Below are 15,567 nucleotides of genomic sequence, written 5' to 3' on the forward strand. Positions count from 1 at the left end.
TTATGAGCAAACATATTTTAGAAATAAAAAGTAGTCATCTTTTTACCTTACGTCTTATCCTTAAAACAACAGACTTTAGCGCTATTGTTAAAACACTTCAGGATAGGCTTCAAGAAACAGGTAGTCTATTTGAAGGTGAAAGTATCGTGATTGATGCCTATGGTATTGTACAACCCTTGCCTTGGCGAAAACTTGCCGATGTACTAGAACAGCATCACCTTAAAATATTGGGGATCTATACGAATGAACGGCTTTCACCCAGTGTTATTGAACAAGGGTTTAATACCATTGAATTAGGGGCACCATCAGAAAAAGAATCCATCGTTGAAGTACCCAAAGCATCAGAAGCACCTCAACAGACTACAAGTACCCCTATCACTACTTCTACAACGGCCAATCCCTCTTTAATCGTTGATCGTCAACTACGTTCTGGTGAGCGTATTTATGCACAGGGTAGTGATTTAATCGTAATTGGTAATGTAGGACATGGGGCTGAAATCATTGCTGATGGCAATATTCATGTCTATGGACATCTTTTTGGACGTGCGATTGCTGGTGCTAAAGGGGACGATACGGCAAGGATTTTTACCACTTATTTAGATCCTCAACTCGTTGCGATTGCAGGTATCTATCGTTTATTTGATGGAGAAAACCCTATTGCCGAACTTAAAAAGCCTGTTATAGTCAGTCTTCACCAAGAATCACTGACTTTTCAAGCAATTAAGTTCTAACCATTAGCCATACTTTATGATTGAGCAAACTTATTAAGAATCCTTGTTTTAATAGCAAAAAAATATTTTTTGCGTTAAGATTAAGACTAAATTAACTTAGGAAAACTATTCATGTCACGTGTAATTGTTGTTACTTCTGGTAAAGGTGGTGTTGGTAAAACGACCACTAGCGCAAGCTTTGCTACTGGCTTAGCGATGAAAGGTCATAAAACAGTCGTTATTGACTTTGATGTTGGTTTGCGTAATCTTGACCTTATTATGGGATGTGAACGCCGTGTTGTTTATGATTTTGTCAATGTTATTCATGGTGAAGCCACACTTAACCAAGCCCTAATTAAGGATAAAAATTTAGAAAACCTGTTTATTTTGCCTGCCTCTCAAACGCGTGATAAAGATGCTCTTACCAAAGAGGGTGTCGCTAAGGTTATTGAAGACCTTAAAACCATGGGATTTGAATACATTGTATGTGATTCACCAGCAGGGATTGAAACAGGTGCATTAATGGCATTGTACTTTGCTGATGATGCCCTCGTCGTCACAAACCCTGAGGTCTCTTCTGTTCGAGATTCTGATCGTATTTTAGGTATCTTACAAGCAAAAAGTAAACGAGCAGAAGAAGGTGCAGATCCTGTTAAGACTTTCCTTGTGATTACACGCTACAATCCTAAACGTGTAGAAGATGGCGAGATGCTTTCTATCGAAGATATTAACGATATTCTTCATATTAATCTTATCGGGGTAACACCTGAGTCATCTGATATTTTACAGGCATCTAACACGGGTGTTCCTGTTATTCTTCATATGAAAGAAAGTGATGTTGCACAAGCCTATTCTGATATTGTTGATCGTTACTTAGGTAAAGAACTCCCCTTACGTTTTACAGAATATGTAAAACCTAGTTTTCTCAAAAAACTATTTGGAGGATAAGTTATGTCATTTTTTAGTTTTTTCCTTGGAGAAAAAAAGAAAAGTAATGCGGTTGCCAAAGAACGCTTAAAGTTGATTCTTGTTCGTGACCGTGAAACAGATGATACCCCTGATTTCTTACCAAAATTACAGCAAGAATTAATTGATGTTATTTCTAAATACATCAAAATTAATGCTGATGATATTAAAGTCAATCTGGATCGCCAAGACTCCCTAGAAGTGCTTGAAGTCAAAATTGAAATGTCACCAGAAGAAATGGCAGCTGCACGTGTAAATCCTTAACACAGGCAACATATTATTAAATAAAACAATTACCCCCATTATTAGTCGCTAATACTGGGGTAATATATTTATCCCCTACCCTCTATTGCCAAGGTAGTTTTCCACCATGTAAGCGTTGATTTGTTTTACCCATTTGTACTAACAGTTGTTTTAAACTGTCTTCTATATCTGGAACAGAAGCTGATAACTTACTGATAATACTACAAAAATAACGAGAAACATCAACGACATAATTCACCGTATATTGATGACTACACGCCATTTTGCCATTTAGCGCAATAATTTTATTGTAAACATGGCGATCATTACCAAAACCAGAATACCAACTTTGTGCTAACTTTAAAGCAAAATCTCGCTTAATCGAATAGCAATTTGCATCTATACCACAAAAGGGAAGAGGCATTGTCACCTGCACTTCTTGATATTGATAGATAAATTTAAACTGGCAGGATTGATGATTATGAATACCATATAAACCGATAGACTCAAAATCATCATTACAAATAAAGTTTCCTTGTGGGTCTATAAATTTGCGTAAACTATAAGCAACATCTAAGGTAGTATCTTGCTGATGGCATCGTACTAACTGTTCAATATGATGTGCATCATACCAATTATCATCATCAAGATAACAGATAATATCCTCTTTAACCAAAAAAGGAGCAACCGCATTAATACTACTATTAAACATATTATTTGCACCCGTATTCATGGGTAAATAAATAATAGTGACATCAGAATAGATTGGAGAATGCAATAATTGTTGTACGGCAGAAAAATATTGCTCACCATCAACAAAAATATAATGTGTACAAGGGTATGTTTGTGCCTTAACACTTTGTACGGCTCTTAGTAAACTTTCTCTCCCTATTGTCGCAGTAATAACAGCAACACTTGTCATAGTCTTATCCTCTTATATTTGTCATTATACGAAAAACAAACCTTTTAGAATAATATTTTATTACTAATTATTACTATATCATACAATATAAGATATTTAAATGTAAATAGATACTAGACTATTTCCCTAGTCAAAATAGTTCTATTAACTATCCTTTTCTATACGTATTAATTTATTCGATTAGTGCACCCAAACGATACCTCAAAATAGGATTATTTTGAGTTAAATAAATAGATCTCCTATACTTTAAAAAAGAAAGAATACCAAATAATAAAATACTATTTTATGTATAAAAAACAACAAGATACCCCTTTTCTTCTCAAAAAAAGGTAGAATACTGCTTTTACTCTTTTTACCCTCGGGATAGAAACCCGCAACGGTACTTTATTATGCAAGAATTATCTATTAAACGCTCAGGCGCATCAACTAACACCCAAAACCTTCTCGATAACGAAGTCGTTACCTTACCAGAAGGGGCAAAAAAACTTTATATCAAAACCTTTGGCTGCCAAATGAACGAGTATGACTCTGCCAAAATGGCTGATATTTTAAATGCCGAAAAAGGTTTAGAACTCACGCAAACCCCCGAAGAAGCAGATGTTATCCTCATCAATACCTGTTCCATTCGCGAAAAGGCACAAGAAAAAGTATTCTCTGATTTAGGCAGAATGAATTTACTGAAAAAGAAAAAGCCTGAACTTATCATTGGTGTAGGGGGTTGTGTAGCCAGTCAAGAAGGAGCAACCATTATCCAACGCGCACCTTATGTGGATGTCGTTTTTGGACCACAAACCTTACACCGCCTACCCAAGCTACTGGATCAAAAAGAAGCCACTGGCAGACCTCAAGTTGATGTGAGCTTCCCAGAAATTGAAAAATTTGATGCCTTACCACCTGCTCGTGTCGCAGGGCCAACAGCCTTTGTTTCTATCATGGAGGGTTGTAGTAAGTATTGTTCCTACTGCGTTGTACCTTATACCCGAGGTGAAGAGATTTCTCGTCCCTTTGAAGATGTTCTTATGGAAGTAGCTGACCTTGCCGATCAAGGAGTTAAAGAAGTCAATCTACTGGGACAAAATGTTAATGCTTACCGTGGTGAAATCAAAGAAACGGGTGAAATCGCTGACTTTGCCATGTTACTAGAATATATTCATGAGATTCCCGGTATTGAACGTATTCGCTATACAACATCTCACCCTAAAGAGATGACAAAACGCTTGATTGATGCACACGCAACCCTAACCAAACTTGTACCATTCTTACATTTACCCGTACAAGCTGGCAGTGATCGTGTTTTAGCCGCCATGAAACGAGGTTACACCACCCTAGAATTTAAATCTATCGTGCGTAAACTCTATGCAGCTCGTCCTGGCATGACATTATCCTCTGACTTTATTGTTGGCTTCCCCGGTGAAACAGATGCTGACTTTGAAGCCACCATGAAATTGATTGAAGAGCTTAATTTTGATACGTCTTTCTCATTTATCTATTCTCGCCGTCCTGGTACACCAGCAGCCGATTTACATGATGATACCCCTTACGATGTCAAATTAAAACGACTTCAACGCTTACAAGCCCAAATTAACAAACAAGCCAAAGCCATTAGCGAGAAAATGCTAGGGACAGTACAAAAAGTCTTAGTAGAAGGTAAATCTCGCCGTGATAGCACTGAACTAATGGGTCGTACCGAAAATAACCGTATTGTTAATTTTGAAGGTGGTGATCGTTTAATCGGTCAGATGGTCGATATTAAAATTACGGCTGTTTATACTAACTCACTTCGTGGAGAGGTCATCCGTAAAGAGGACGATTAATCATGCGTAAAAAGCAAATTACCCTAGAGGGCGATAATACCCATCTTGCTAATTTTCTAGGGCCTTTAGATGAAAACCTTAGACAAATTGCGGTCGCTTGGGACGTTCAGATTGGACGTAACGGCAACCGCCTACAGATCGAAGGCATACACGCACAGCAAGCCGCTAAAACCATTGATCTTTTCTTTAAGCGCGCAACCCATCAAGCCCTATCCATTGATGATATTCAATTAGGACTTGTAGAGCTTCAAGCAAAAGATCCAACAACGGATAACGATACCAGTATCCCTTCAATCACCGATGAAAATAGTGTTTTCAACTTACGGGTTCGTAAAAATGATTTACGTCCCCGTACACCAAGGCAACGTGATTATCTACAACATATCCTCCATAACGATATTACTTTTGGTGTCGGTCCTGCTGGTACAGGAAAAACATGGTTAGCGGTCGCTTGTGCCATTGATGCGCTTGAACGTGACAATGTACAACGTATTATCCTCACTCGTCCTGCTGTAGAAGCAGGGGAACGTCTAGGATTTTTACCCGGGGATTTAGCACAAAAAGTCGATCCCTACCTCCGCCCTCTTTATGATGCCTTGTACGATTTAATGGGATTTGAAAAAGTTCAAAAACTCTTTGAAAAACAAACCATTGAAATCGCCCCTCTCGCCTATATGCGAGGACGTACCCTAAACCATGCTTTTGTTATTCTTGATGAAGCACAAAATACAACCCCTGAACAAATGAAAATGTTCTTAACACGGATTGGTTTTGGCAGTAAAGCCGTTATTACAGGCGATCCTAGCCAAGTAGATTTACCCAAAGGACAAAAAAGTGGATTAACGCACGCTTTAGGTATTTTAAAAGCGGTACAAGGAATTAAAATCAGCCAATTTACGAGCAAAGATGTTGTTCGCCATCCACTCGTTGCTCGTATTATTGATGCTTATGAACAAGCAGAAAAACAGTAGGAATACATATGTTGCAATTTTCGGTTCAATATACCATAGAAATACCTGAACTTACTCGTCAGCAACTTCGCTCATGGGCATACCGTGCAGTTAAAAAAGCACATCAACATATTGACTTTGATTTTGCTGAACTCACCTTACGTTTTGTTGAAAAAGAAGAAGCCATAGCCCTTAATAAAGCCTATCGCTCAAAAGACTATCCCCCCAATGTACTTACCTTTGAATATGGGGTGGACGAACTAGGGACAATCCGAGGAGATATTGTTATTTGCTTACCTATCTTACAAGAAGAAGCTAAGCAACAACATAAAACACTTAAACAGCATACAGCACATCTACTTATACACGGTGTGCTACACGCTTTAGGATACGACCATATGACAGAGGAAGAAGCCGAAGAAATGGAAGCCCTAGAGATAGAGATTTTAAAAGAAGCAGGTTTTCCTAATCCCTATGAAGAAAACCACTCTTTTCTAACATAAACAACCTACAATAAATGGATATAAACAGCGATAACTTGGGTTAAAACCCATAAAATATCTACCATATTATCTAAGCTTGGTGTAAATAAGCATTGATTTTTGTGTCTATTGTCTTACATATAAACTATTTTTATATTATTAAATAGATTATCTATATAACCTATAATAATAAAAATAGTACAAAATAATATGAATATTTCCTCTTTATTAAAATAAAATACTCATTTTCTTTAAAAGATGATAATATGCCTTTAAAAAACACTAAAATAGCTTATTCTATTAATAACTAATTAATAACACACTCCATCAAATATACGTTACAATGGAGCGTTTTATTTTATACAACTCGTTATGAAAAAACTCTTATTTGATTTCTTTCCTCTCTTATTATTTTTTATTGCCCTAGAATTTGGCGATATTTATATAGCAACATGGACAGCAATCATTGCATCTTTACTACAAATAATATGGCTAAAACTCACTCGTCAAAAAATTGAAACAATGACATGGTTAAGTCTTATTATTATCGTTGTCTTTGGAGGTGCTACGATTTATTTACATGATGAAGCTTTTATTAAATGGAAACCTAGCGTACTCTATTGGCTATTTGCAAGCATTTTATTAATCGCTAAAGTTTTCTTTAAAAAAAATCTTATCCAACAACTCATGGGTTCACAGATTCAAACCACTGAAACCATATGGAACAAAATAAATATCAGCTGGATGTTATTTTTCGTATTTGTTGGTATTATTAACGCTTATGTTGCCTTTTCTGGTCACTTTAGTACAAAACAATGGGGATCATTTAAAGTTTTTGGTATGACAATACTGTTAATTTTATTTGCCATTGGTCAATCTATATGGCTAAGCAAACATATTAATACTAATGATTCCTCATCAGATCAACAGCTTAAAGGCTGATAATCTATCATTTAAATAGGATGTAATATGAAACGTTTATTATTAGTTACTGCTATTTGTGCATCTTTACCTGTTATGGCCCAAAATATTGCAACTGTTAACGGTAGTGCTATTACCAAAAAAGAGCTTGACTACACACTCAAAACATTACGTATCGAAAACCCTAGTGACGAACAACGTCAATCTATTCTTAACGAACTCATTAACCGTGATATTCTTGTTCAAGAGTCTATCAAACAAGGCTTTGAGAAAAAAGACGATGTCAAAGCAACGATTGAAGCTGCACGTAAAGAAATTCTCATTTCAAACCTTCTCCAAGAATGGAATGAAAAAAACAAAGTATCTGATGCAGAAATTGATACCGCTTATAAAACAACACTCAAAAACTTTGAAGGACGAAAAGAGTATAAAGTTAGCCATATCTTAGTCAAAGACGAAGAAAAAGCCAAATCATTATTTAATGATATTAACGCTAAAAAAGTTAGCTTTACTGATGCTGCCAAAAAAGACTCTATCGACCCCAGTTCTGCTAAAAATGGCGGTGATTTAGGTTGGTCAAACCTTGATATCTATATTCCAGAGTTTTCTCAAGCTGTTCTCGCTGCTAAAAAAGGGGAAATCACTGAACCTGTTAAATCACAATATGGTTATCATATCATCAAAGTAGAAGATGATCGCCCAGTTACTCCACCAACACTAGAAGAAGCAAAACCAGAATTAACACGCTTACTCACACAGAAAAAACTATTTGACTATGTTGAATCTTTACGTCAAAAAGCTAAAGTAACGATCAACGACAAATAAATTTAATATAAAGTAAAAGGGTAGAATAAATATTCTGCTCTTTTTCTTTATTAATATAACAAGAGATAGTAAAGATATAAACCTTTTACTTGTGTATTAATCTAGTCTTTTCAACAACTACCTATCCATATAGGCTAATTCTATTGTAAATAGAGGATTGAGATAATGACAGCCATTTTGTTCTTCACTGAAAAATGCCCTGATACCGCTCCATTTGTGGCACAACTCAAAACACTTAACATCAACTACACACCTGTTGATATTTTAGAAAATACAGGTACACTTAAACAATTTTTAAAACTCAGAGACAAACACCCTGCTTTTAATACAACAAAAGCAAATGAAAAAATCGGTATCCCTGCCCTATACATTGGGGAAAAAGTGATAGTAGATATGAATGAATTAAGTTCTTTAGTTAAATAATACGGCTATTTAACATTAAGGTATAACAGCAAAATAGTTTAAATAATAATTCATATTTAAACTATTTTTAAGGTAAAAATAATCAGACTTTATAAAAAAATACTCAACTCTATTTTTTCAGAAGTAATAACACTATTTTTTAAAGCACGGAGAAAGTGTGATTGACCAAGCGAGTTTTGCGAGCGTAGCAAGGAATTGCTCGAGCGACTCAACACACTTTGTAGTGCTTTTTAATGACCTTTATAAAATTTATAGAAAAATACTCAATTCTATTTTTTCACAAAAATAATAACACTATTTTTTTAAGCACGGAGAAAGTGTGATTAACCAAGCAAGTTTTACGAGCATAGCGAGGAATTGCTTGAGCGACTCAACACACTTTGTAGTGCTTTTTTAATGATTTTTATAAAATTTATAGAAAAATACTTAACTCTATTTTTTACTAAAAAGTAATAGTACCATTACATCCCCAAAAGTGCCCTTAATTCCTCCTCACCAATCACCATTACACCTAAAGATTGCGCCTTTTCCAACTTAGACCCAGCATCAGCACCTGCCACCACATAATCAGTTTTCTTAGATACCGAGCCACTAACCTTTCCACCCGCTTGTAGAATATAAGCAGCCGCCTCATCACGTTTCCAAACAGGCAAAGTCCCCGTTAAAACAAATGTCTTACCTTGCAATGGCGATACAACATCACTTGCTACCGTAGCAAGCTCTTGCACAACCACACCAGCTACCAATAAAGCCTGAATAACTTCCTGATTATGCGGTTCAGCAAAGAATCGTACAATCGATTCTGCCCCTACAGGACCAATATCATTCACCGCCAGTAAATCGTCTTGAGAAGCCTGTGATAACGCCTCCAAACGTCCAAAATGATTAGCTAAATCTCTTGCCGTTGCTTCACCCACATGACGAATACCCAATGAATAAATTAATCGAGCCAACGTTGTCTGCTTACTTGCCTCAATAGCTGCTACTAATTTTTCAGCTGATTTTCGTCCCATACGATCTAAACCAATCAACTTCTCTACCGTTAGCTTATACACATCAGCAATCGAATGCACCAATCCAACATCTACTAACTGAATCGCTAACTTCTCACCAAAACCATCGATATTCAATGCCTTACGGCTTACCGCATGCATAATACTTTGCTTACGCTGTGCCTCACAAAACAAACCACCTGTACAACGTGTTACCGCTTCATCAGGTAAACGCTCTACCGCAGAATGACAGACTGGACATTGATCCACCATCACAAAAGGGCGAGCGGTACTAGGACGTAATTCAGACAATACACGCACCACTTCAGGTATGACATCACCAGCACGCCGTACAATCACTGTATCACCTATCCATATATCTTTGCGGCGAATTTCATCTTCATTATGCAAAGTAGCATTTGTAATCGTTACCCCACCCACAAAAACAGGCTTTAATCGAGCAACAGGTGTTAATGCTCCTGTACGTCCTACCTGAATATCAATATCAGTGATAACAGTCGTTGCTTCTTCTGCTGGAAATTTATGTGCCACCGCAAAACGAGGCGCTCGAGAAACAAAACCTAAGGCTTGCTGTTGATCTAAAGCATTAACCTTATAAACAACACCATCAATATCAAACGGTAATTCTGCACGAATCGTACTAATACGTTGAAAAAACTGCCATAGTCCCTCTACACCATTAACCGTTTCTCTTTGCTTAGCCACCATAAAACCAATAGAAGATAAATAAGCTAACCGATCCGATTGTGTATTACCCATATCCACAGGATGATTAGGACTTATTTCTCCCCAACCATACGCAAAGAATCGTAAAGGTCGCTTAGCCGTAATGCGAGGATCTAATTGTCGTAAACTACCTGCTGCCGCATTTCGGGGGTTGACAAATGTTTTTTCCCCTAGTTTTGCTTGACGTTCATTTAAGGCTAAAAAATCTTGACGATTCATCAATACCTCACCTCGTACTTCTAATACTTCAGGATATTGGCCACTCAAATGTAAAGGAACAGAACGCATCGTACGAATATTAGCCGTTACATCCTCTCCCACTTGTCCATCACCTCGTGTAGCAGCACTGACTAATACCCCTTTCTCATAACGTAAACTCATGGCTAAACCATCAAATTTAAGTTCACAATCATATTCAACTAATTGCCCTACCGATAATAAACCCTCTGCAATAAGTGCTTCTCTCACTCGCTTATCAAATGCCCTTAATTCTTCTTCAGAAAAAACATTACCCAATGACAACATAGCTTGAGCATGCTGAATCGTCTCAAATCCCTCTAATGGCTTACCACCCACACGTTGGGTAGGAGAATCTGACGTAATGAATTCAGGATGAGCTGCTTCAAGCGCCATTAACTGTTGCATTAAACTATCATACTCATAATCCGAAATGGTTGGTTCATCTTTAACATAGTAAGCATAATCATGACGGCGGATTTCATTACGTAAAGCTTCAAGACGTTGTTGTATATCCATTTTTATTCCTTGAGGGGGTAGTACAACCATAAAAATATAAATGATTAAAAAAGCATTAACAACTTTTTGCCTATCCAACAAAACTGTTAATGCTTTTTATCTAAAATAAAATTGTTTAATAATAAACTATTTAATCATTAACTAAATAATCGAGCCGCTCTTTCTGAACCTGCGGTAAACCCACTACTGCTCAAATTATCATAGACCTGAGCCAATTGTTCATCAATAACCGCAATGGCTCGATTATCCTGACTAAGTGGATTACCTTGATCATCAACAACAGTCGCATTTAAGGCTTTCGCTAATTCATAGGCACATTTTACAAGATGGCTAAAGGGTTTATCTATTTGCTGACTATTGGGAACATCAATCAGTAATTCAACATAATCAACACCTGCAGAATGCACCATAGAACTTAATTCACCACCTAATAACAATAAAAATAATGGTTTACCATTCTCATGCTTCCACACATGACCTTGCCCATATTCAACATAGCCCAAACGTTGGGCAATCGTCAGGATAGCTTTAACAGGCTGTGTGCCACCAAGCATGAGTTTTACACCCACTTGAGCTTCTAAACCTGCACATAGTTCATCAAGTTTAACAGCACGTGCTAAAGACTCTTCTTTATCTGGTGATTCAATCACACCATCAAAAGCATGGGCAATATTATCTGTATAAACAACTGCACGCGCCCATTCTTCAGGTTGTAAAGCACCGCTACGATTAGCGAGTAATACCGCCATTTGAATGGAACTATACATCTCGTTAGGTTGAATTCTGGCACGATGGAAACCATCTGATGTTTCAGCAAAATAGCGAATTGTTTTTTGACCAGCTAAACGTAAAGGTTGTAAATGACTAATTAAATGCGAACCTAATACTGGCATCTGAAAAGCAATATCAAATACCATTTCACATAGTGGATCAGGTGATTCATCATCATGCTTTTTAACAATAGACTCTGCCACATCATCACCTAAATGAATAACAGGCTCTACCGACTCAGCATTAGGATTAATCGCATGAAAACCCGACATCAGTGCATCATGCTCAGAGGCAGGAAACTGCTCTTTAATACGTTGCTGTGCTTTTTTCTCTTGCCAATAGTTATAAGCGACTACTCCAAGAATAGCTAATAATCCCAATACAATAATACTAATTTGTAAACTTGACATATACTTCCTAAATCCTATTAAGCATCACCCATTAGTTTAACCGCAGAATCAATATCTACAGCCACAATACGAGAAACCCCTTGTTCTTGCATCGTAACACCAACCAATTGTTTTGCCATCTGCATAGCTATTTTATTATGAGAAATAAATAAAAACTGTGTTTGATCACTCATACTTGATACTAAATTTGCATAACGCTCTGTATTGGCATCATCTAAAGGTGCATCTACCTCATCTAATAAACAGAATGGAGCAGGGTTTAATTTAAACAAAGCAAATACCAGTGCTGTTGCCGTTAGTGCTTTTTCACCACCCGACAATAAATGAATTGTACTATTTCTTTTGCCCGGAGGTTGTGCCATTACCTGAACGCCTGCATCAAGAATTTCATCACCTGTCATACGTAACTTAGCTTCTCCACCCCCAAATAAGCGAGGAAAAAGCTCACCAAAATGAGTATTTACCTGATTAAAAGTATCTTGTAATAACTCGCGTGTTTCTCGGTCAATCTTACGAATCGCATCTTCTAAGGTATGAATCGCTTCAATCAAATCACTATGCTGACTATCTAAGAAATTTTTACGTGTGGTTGCTTCATTCAGTTCTTCTAGTGCCGCCAGATTAACAGGACCTAATGCCTCTATTTGGCGCGTAATCCGTTGTACTTCACTCTGTAACCAAGAAATCTTTTGCCAGTTCTCACCCATTGTCTTGATTTCAGCACGTAAGACTTCTCGATCCACATTTTGTAAATCTAATTGTTCTGAGAACTGCCCTGCAGCACTCACTGCCGCCTGCTCTTCAATACGTAATTGAGTAATTTTCTCACGGAATGGCTCTAAAGAATGCTCAATCTTCATTCTTTTTTCATCACTTTCACGTAAGCTCGCCGCTAAATTATCTTGATGAATACGCGCCTCACTCAAGATAGACTCTTTTTCAGAACGCACTAAGAGAGCTGCTTCTAAACCACTACGCGTTGCTTCCTCATCAAACTCAAATAATTCAGCCTCTAAGTTTTCTAATTCTGTCCGTGATTGCTCTATTTGATGCTGTGATAAATCACGATTACGTTTTAACTCTTCTATACGTGCTTGCAGACTACGCTGATTAAACTGAATTTCCTGTACCTGACGACCAGCATCACTTATTTGACGGCGTAAAGTATCTGCTTTGGCATCAATATCTTCACCTGATATTTGTGCCTCAGCATAACGTGTTTGCTCTTCACCAAGCTGAATATCTAATTGTTCAAATTTCTCTTCACACGTTGCCAATACCATCTGGAACGATTCAATCTGTGCCTCTGTCTCAGCTAAATCATCATTTAAACGTTGATTTAACGTATTGGATTGCTCTACACGACTTTGCATCTGTGTATAGGTTAATTGCATATCATGCACTACCCGCGTTGATTCAGCAACTTGCTGACGAGCGCTGGATAGGGTTTGTACAATTTGCTGATAGTGTTGCTCTGCTCGTACAGATGCATCCAGAGATTGGTCTGCTTTCATTTGTGCAGCACGAATTTCTTTCTGTAGATTTTCGATTTCTTGCTGACGTACCAACATACCCGCTTGTTCTGATTCTGCCGCATAGAAATAGACACCATAGCGATCAACCATATGCCCTTCTTTGACAATAAACAACGCACCTTCTTGTAACTGTGTACGAAGTTTTAGAGCAGTTGATAAATCATCAATAATATAAACCCCTGATAACCACTGTGCCAGTAGTGATTTTAATTCACTATCCTGTGTTCTCACTAAGGACGACAAAGCAGTCAATCCCGTTGGGGCAACAGGCAAGGGCTGTACAGTAGGTTTACTATAAAAGGCTAAACGAGCAGGAGGTGGGTCAAAAGCAAACCCTGCCACCATATCTAGTTGATGAACCTGTAAAGCAGTCATACGCTCTCGTAAAACAGACTCTAATGCAGTTTCCCAACCCGTTTCAATATGCACTGACTGCCATAATCGAGCATAGCGATTTAGCTCATTTTTTTGTAACCAAGGCTCTAAAGCACCTTTTGATTGAACATCTTCCTGTAACGATACCAAAGCATTATAACGTGCCTCTAATTTACCGAGATGCTGTGCTTCCTCTTGCGCTTGTTGCTGTACTTGCTGACGTGTTTCATCTGCCTGTTGTACTTTAGTCTCTATCTCCAATAAATTCGCTTGAGCAAGCTCTACTTTCTCTTGTGCTATTTCACGTTGGATACTAAGCTCTTCAAGCTGTTCTTTATCTGGTGTATCCAGTGCTTTTTTCTCTTTTTCCAAGCGTTCTTGACGTAAAATTAATTGCTGTAGCTGACGATTAGCATCTTGTTGCTGTTGTCCTATTAAAGCTAAATTTTGTTCGATACCCGTCAGCACTGTACGCATCTGCTCTCTTGCTTGACTAGCTTCTCTTAACTGCATTTCCAAAGCAGGTAATTGCTCTTGATAGGATTCCTCTGTTAAGCGAGCATCTTCTAAACGCTCACTACTCATCGCTAGCTCTTCTTCTACCTGCACAATTTGCGCTTCACAATGCGTAAACTGATCCTGCCATTCTTGAATTTTAAGGTTTAATTGTGTTTTCTGACTACTCAATCGAGTACGAGAATCCACCACATGGCGAATATCCGATTCTAAAGAAATAACCGCACTATTTGCTTCAAAAAAAGCTGTTTGTGCCTTTTGTACAGTATCACTGGCTTGATAATGGGCTTGACGGTGGGTTTCTACTTCGCTTTCAATAGCACGTAGTGATGCCATGGCTTCTTCAAATGCCGTTTGTGCCGCTTCAATCTCTGCTGCCTTGCGTTGTTGATCTTGCAAAGCATTTTCTTCACGGTTTAACCATAGGGCAAATTGTTTTTTTTCACCCTCTTCTTGTAAGCCTCGATAACGATTAGCCACCTCAGCTTGTGCTTCCAAGCGTGTTAATTGTTTTTCTAATTCACTTTGAATATCTTCAACGCGTAATAAGTTCTCTCGCGTATCAGATAAACGATTTTCTGTTTCACGGCGGCGCTCTTTATAACGAGAAACCCCTGCGGCTTCCTCAAGATACACACGTAATTCTTCAGGCTTTGCTTCAATCAAGCGATTAATCATACCCTGCCCAATAATAGCATAACCTCTCGCCCCTAAACCCGTTCCTAAAAATATATCATGCACATCTTTACGGCGGACTTGCTGATTGTTAATAAAGTAGTTACTTGTGCCATCACGCGTCAGTACACGGCGTACCGCAATCTCTGCATAAGTGCTCCATTGACCAACCGCTCGTCCCTCTGAATTATCAAAAACAAGCTCAACTGCAGCACGCCCAGCTGGTTTACGATTACCTGAACCATTAAAAATTACGTCTTGCATGGACTCACCACGCAATTCTGATGCTTTTGTTTCACCCAGCACCCAACGTACAGCATCAATAATATTCGACTTTCCACATCCATTTGGACCAACAACACCCACCAATTGGCTAGGCACAGGAATCACGGTAGTATCTACAAAGGACTTAAAGCCAGATAGTTTAATTTGAGTTAATCGCACAAATAATCCATTAACAGAAAAAATAACATAAACCTGAATTTTAAAAAAAATGGCAGAATTTTTCACCCCTTCGCCTTAAAACAATATAAT

13 protein-coding genes are annotated in these 15,567 nt (G+C 37.8%); 9 read left to right on the plus strand and 4 right to left on the minus strand.

What is annotated here, in order from left to right; all coding sequences use genetic code 11:
• Positions 1-2: 2 nt before the first annotated feature.
• The 3 genes from minC to minE all read left to right on the plus strand — a co-directional run bounded on the left by minC (position 3) and on the right by minE (position 1,940).
• Positions 3-731, plus strand: coding sequence for a septum site-determining protein MinC (gene minC / locus F9B76_RS04555; protein WP_159991043.1), 729 nt, complete (start codon positions 3-5; stop codon positions 729-731).
• A gap of 111 nt (positions 732-842) precedes the next feature.
• The gene (gene minD, locus F9B76_RS04560; protein ID WP_159991044.1) at positions 843-1,658 is read left to right on the plus strand and encodes a septum site-determining protein MinD; all 816 of its coding nucleotides are present in this window, start codon (positions 843-845) and stop codon (positions 1,656-1,658) included.
• Positions 1,659-1,661: 3 nt separating this feature from the next.
• Positions 1,662-1,940 (plus strand): cell division topological specificity factor MinE, encoded by a 279-nt coding sequence (gene minE, locus F9B76_RS04565; RefSeq protein WP_159991045.1) that lies wholly within the window; start codon positions 1,662-1,664, stop codon positions 1,938-1,940.
• Positions 1,941-2,022: 82 nt separating this feature from the next.
• Here the strand turns inward: minE and F9B76_RS04570 are convergent, their stop codons facing one another.
• Positions 2,023-2,841: a glycosyltransferase family 2 protein gene (locus F9B76_RS04570; RefSeq protein WP_159991046.1), complete on the minus strand. Its 819-nt coding sequence runs from the start codon at positions 2,839-2,841 to the stop codon at positions 2,023-2,025.
• Positions 2,842-3,230: 389 nt separating this feature from the next.
• Here F9B76_RS04570 and miaB point away from each other — a divergent pair, with 389 nt between their 5' ends.
• The 6 genes from miaB (at position 3,231) to F9B76_RS04600 (ending at position 8,256) form a co-directional block, all read left to right on the plus strand.
• Positions 3,231-4,655 (plus strand): tRNA (N6-isopentenyl adenosine(37)-C2)-methylthiotransferase MiaB, encoded by a 1,425-nt coding sequence (miaB, locus tag F9B76_RS04575; RefSeq protein WP_159991047.1) that lies wholly within the window; start codon positions 3,231-3,233, stop codon positions 4,653-4,655.
• A gap of 2 nt (positions 4,656-4,657) precedes the next feature.
• The gene (locus F9B76_RS04580; RefSeq protein WP_159991048.1) at positions 4,658-5,626 is read left to right on the plus strand and encodes a PhoH family protein; all 969 of its coding nucleotides are present in this window, start codon (positions 4,658-4,660) and stop codon (positions 5,624-5,626) included.
• Between the two features lie 8 nt (positions 5,627-5,634).
• A complete protein-coding gene (gene ybeY, locus F9B76_RS04585; protein WP_159991049.1) occupies positions 5,635-6,108 on the plus strand; it encodes an rRNA maturation RNase YbeY in 474 nt (157 codons plus the stop codon).
• Between the two features lie 351 nt (positions 6,109-6,459).
• The gene (locus tag F9B76_RS04590) at positions 6,460-7,029 is read left to right on the plus strand and encodes a septation protein A (RefSeq protein ID WP_159991050.1); all 570 of its coding nucleotides are present in this window, start codon (positions 6,460-6,462) and stop codon (positions 7,027-7,029) included.
• Between the two features lie 27 nt (positions 7,030-7,056).
• Positions 7,057-7,833: a peptidylprolyl isomerase gene (locus F9B76_RS04595; protein WP_159991051.1), complete on the plus strand. Its 777-nt coding sequence runs from the start codon at positions 7,057-7,059 to the stop codon at positions 7,831-7,833.
• A 165-nt stretch (positions 7,834-7,998) separates the two neighbouring features.
• The gene (locus F9B76_RS04600) at positions 7,999-8,256 is read left to right on the plus strand and encodes a hypothetical protein (RefSeq protein WP_159991052.1); all 258 of its coding nucleotides are present in this window, start codon (positions 7,999-8,001) and stop codon (positions 8,254-8,256) included.
• A gap of 461 nt (positions 8,257-8,717) precedes the next feature.
• Here the strand turns inward: F9B76_RS04600 and ligA are convergent, their stop codons facing one another.
• The 3 genes from ligA to smc form a co-directional block, all read right to left on the minus strand.
• Positions 8,718-10,751, minus strand: coding sequence for an NAD-dependent DNA ligase LigA (ligA, locus tag F9B76_RS04605; protein WP_159991053.1), 2,034 nt, complete (start codon positions 10,749-10,751; stop codon positions 8,718-8,720).
• A 137-nt stretch (positions 10,752-10,888) separates the two neighbouring features.
• Positions 10,889-11,932 (minus strand): cell division protein ZipA C-terminal FtsZ-binding domain-containing protein, encoded by a 1,044-nt coding sequence (locus tag F9B76_RS04610; protein WP_159991054.1) that lies wholly within the window; start codon positions 11,930-11,932, stop codon positions 10,889-10,891.
• A gap of 17 nt (positions 11,933-11,949) precedes the next feature.
• Complete coding sequence (gene smc / locus F9B76_RS04615; protein WP_159991055.1) at positions 11,950-15,477, minus strand: chromosome segregation protein SMC; 3,528 nt, start codon at positions 15,475-15,477, stop codon at positions 11,950-11,952.
• Positions 15,478-15,567 lie beyond the last annotated feature (90 nt).

Source organism: Pelistega ratti, from assembly GCF_009833965.1.
In the GTDB taxonomy this organism is placed as follows: Bacteria; Pseudomonadota; Gammaproteobacteria; order Burkholderiales; family Burkholderiaceae_B; genus Taylorella; species Taylorella ratti.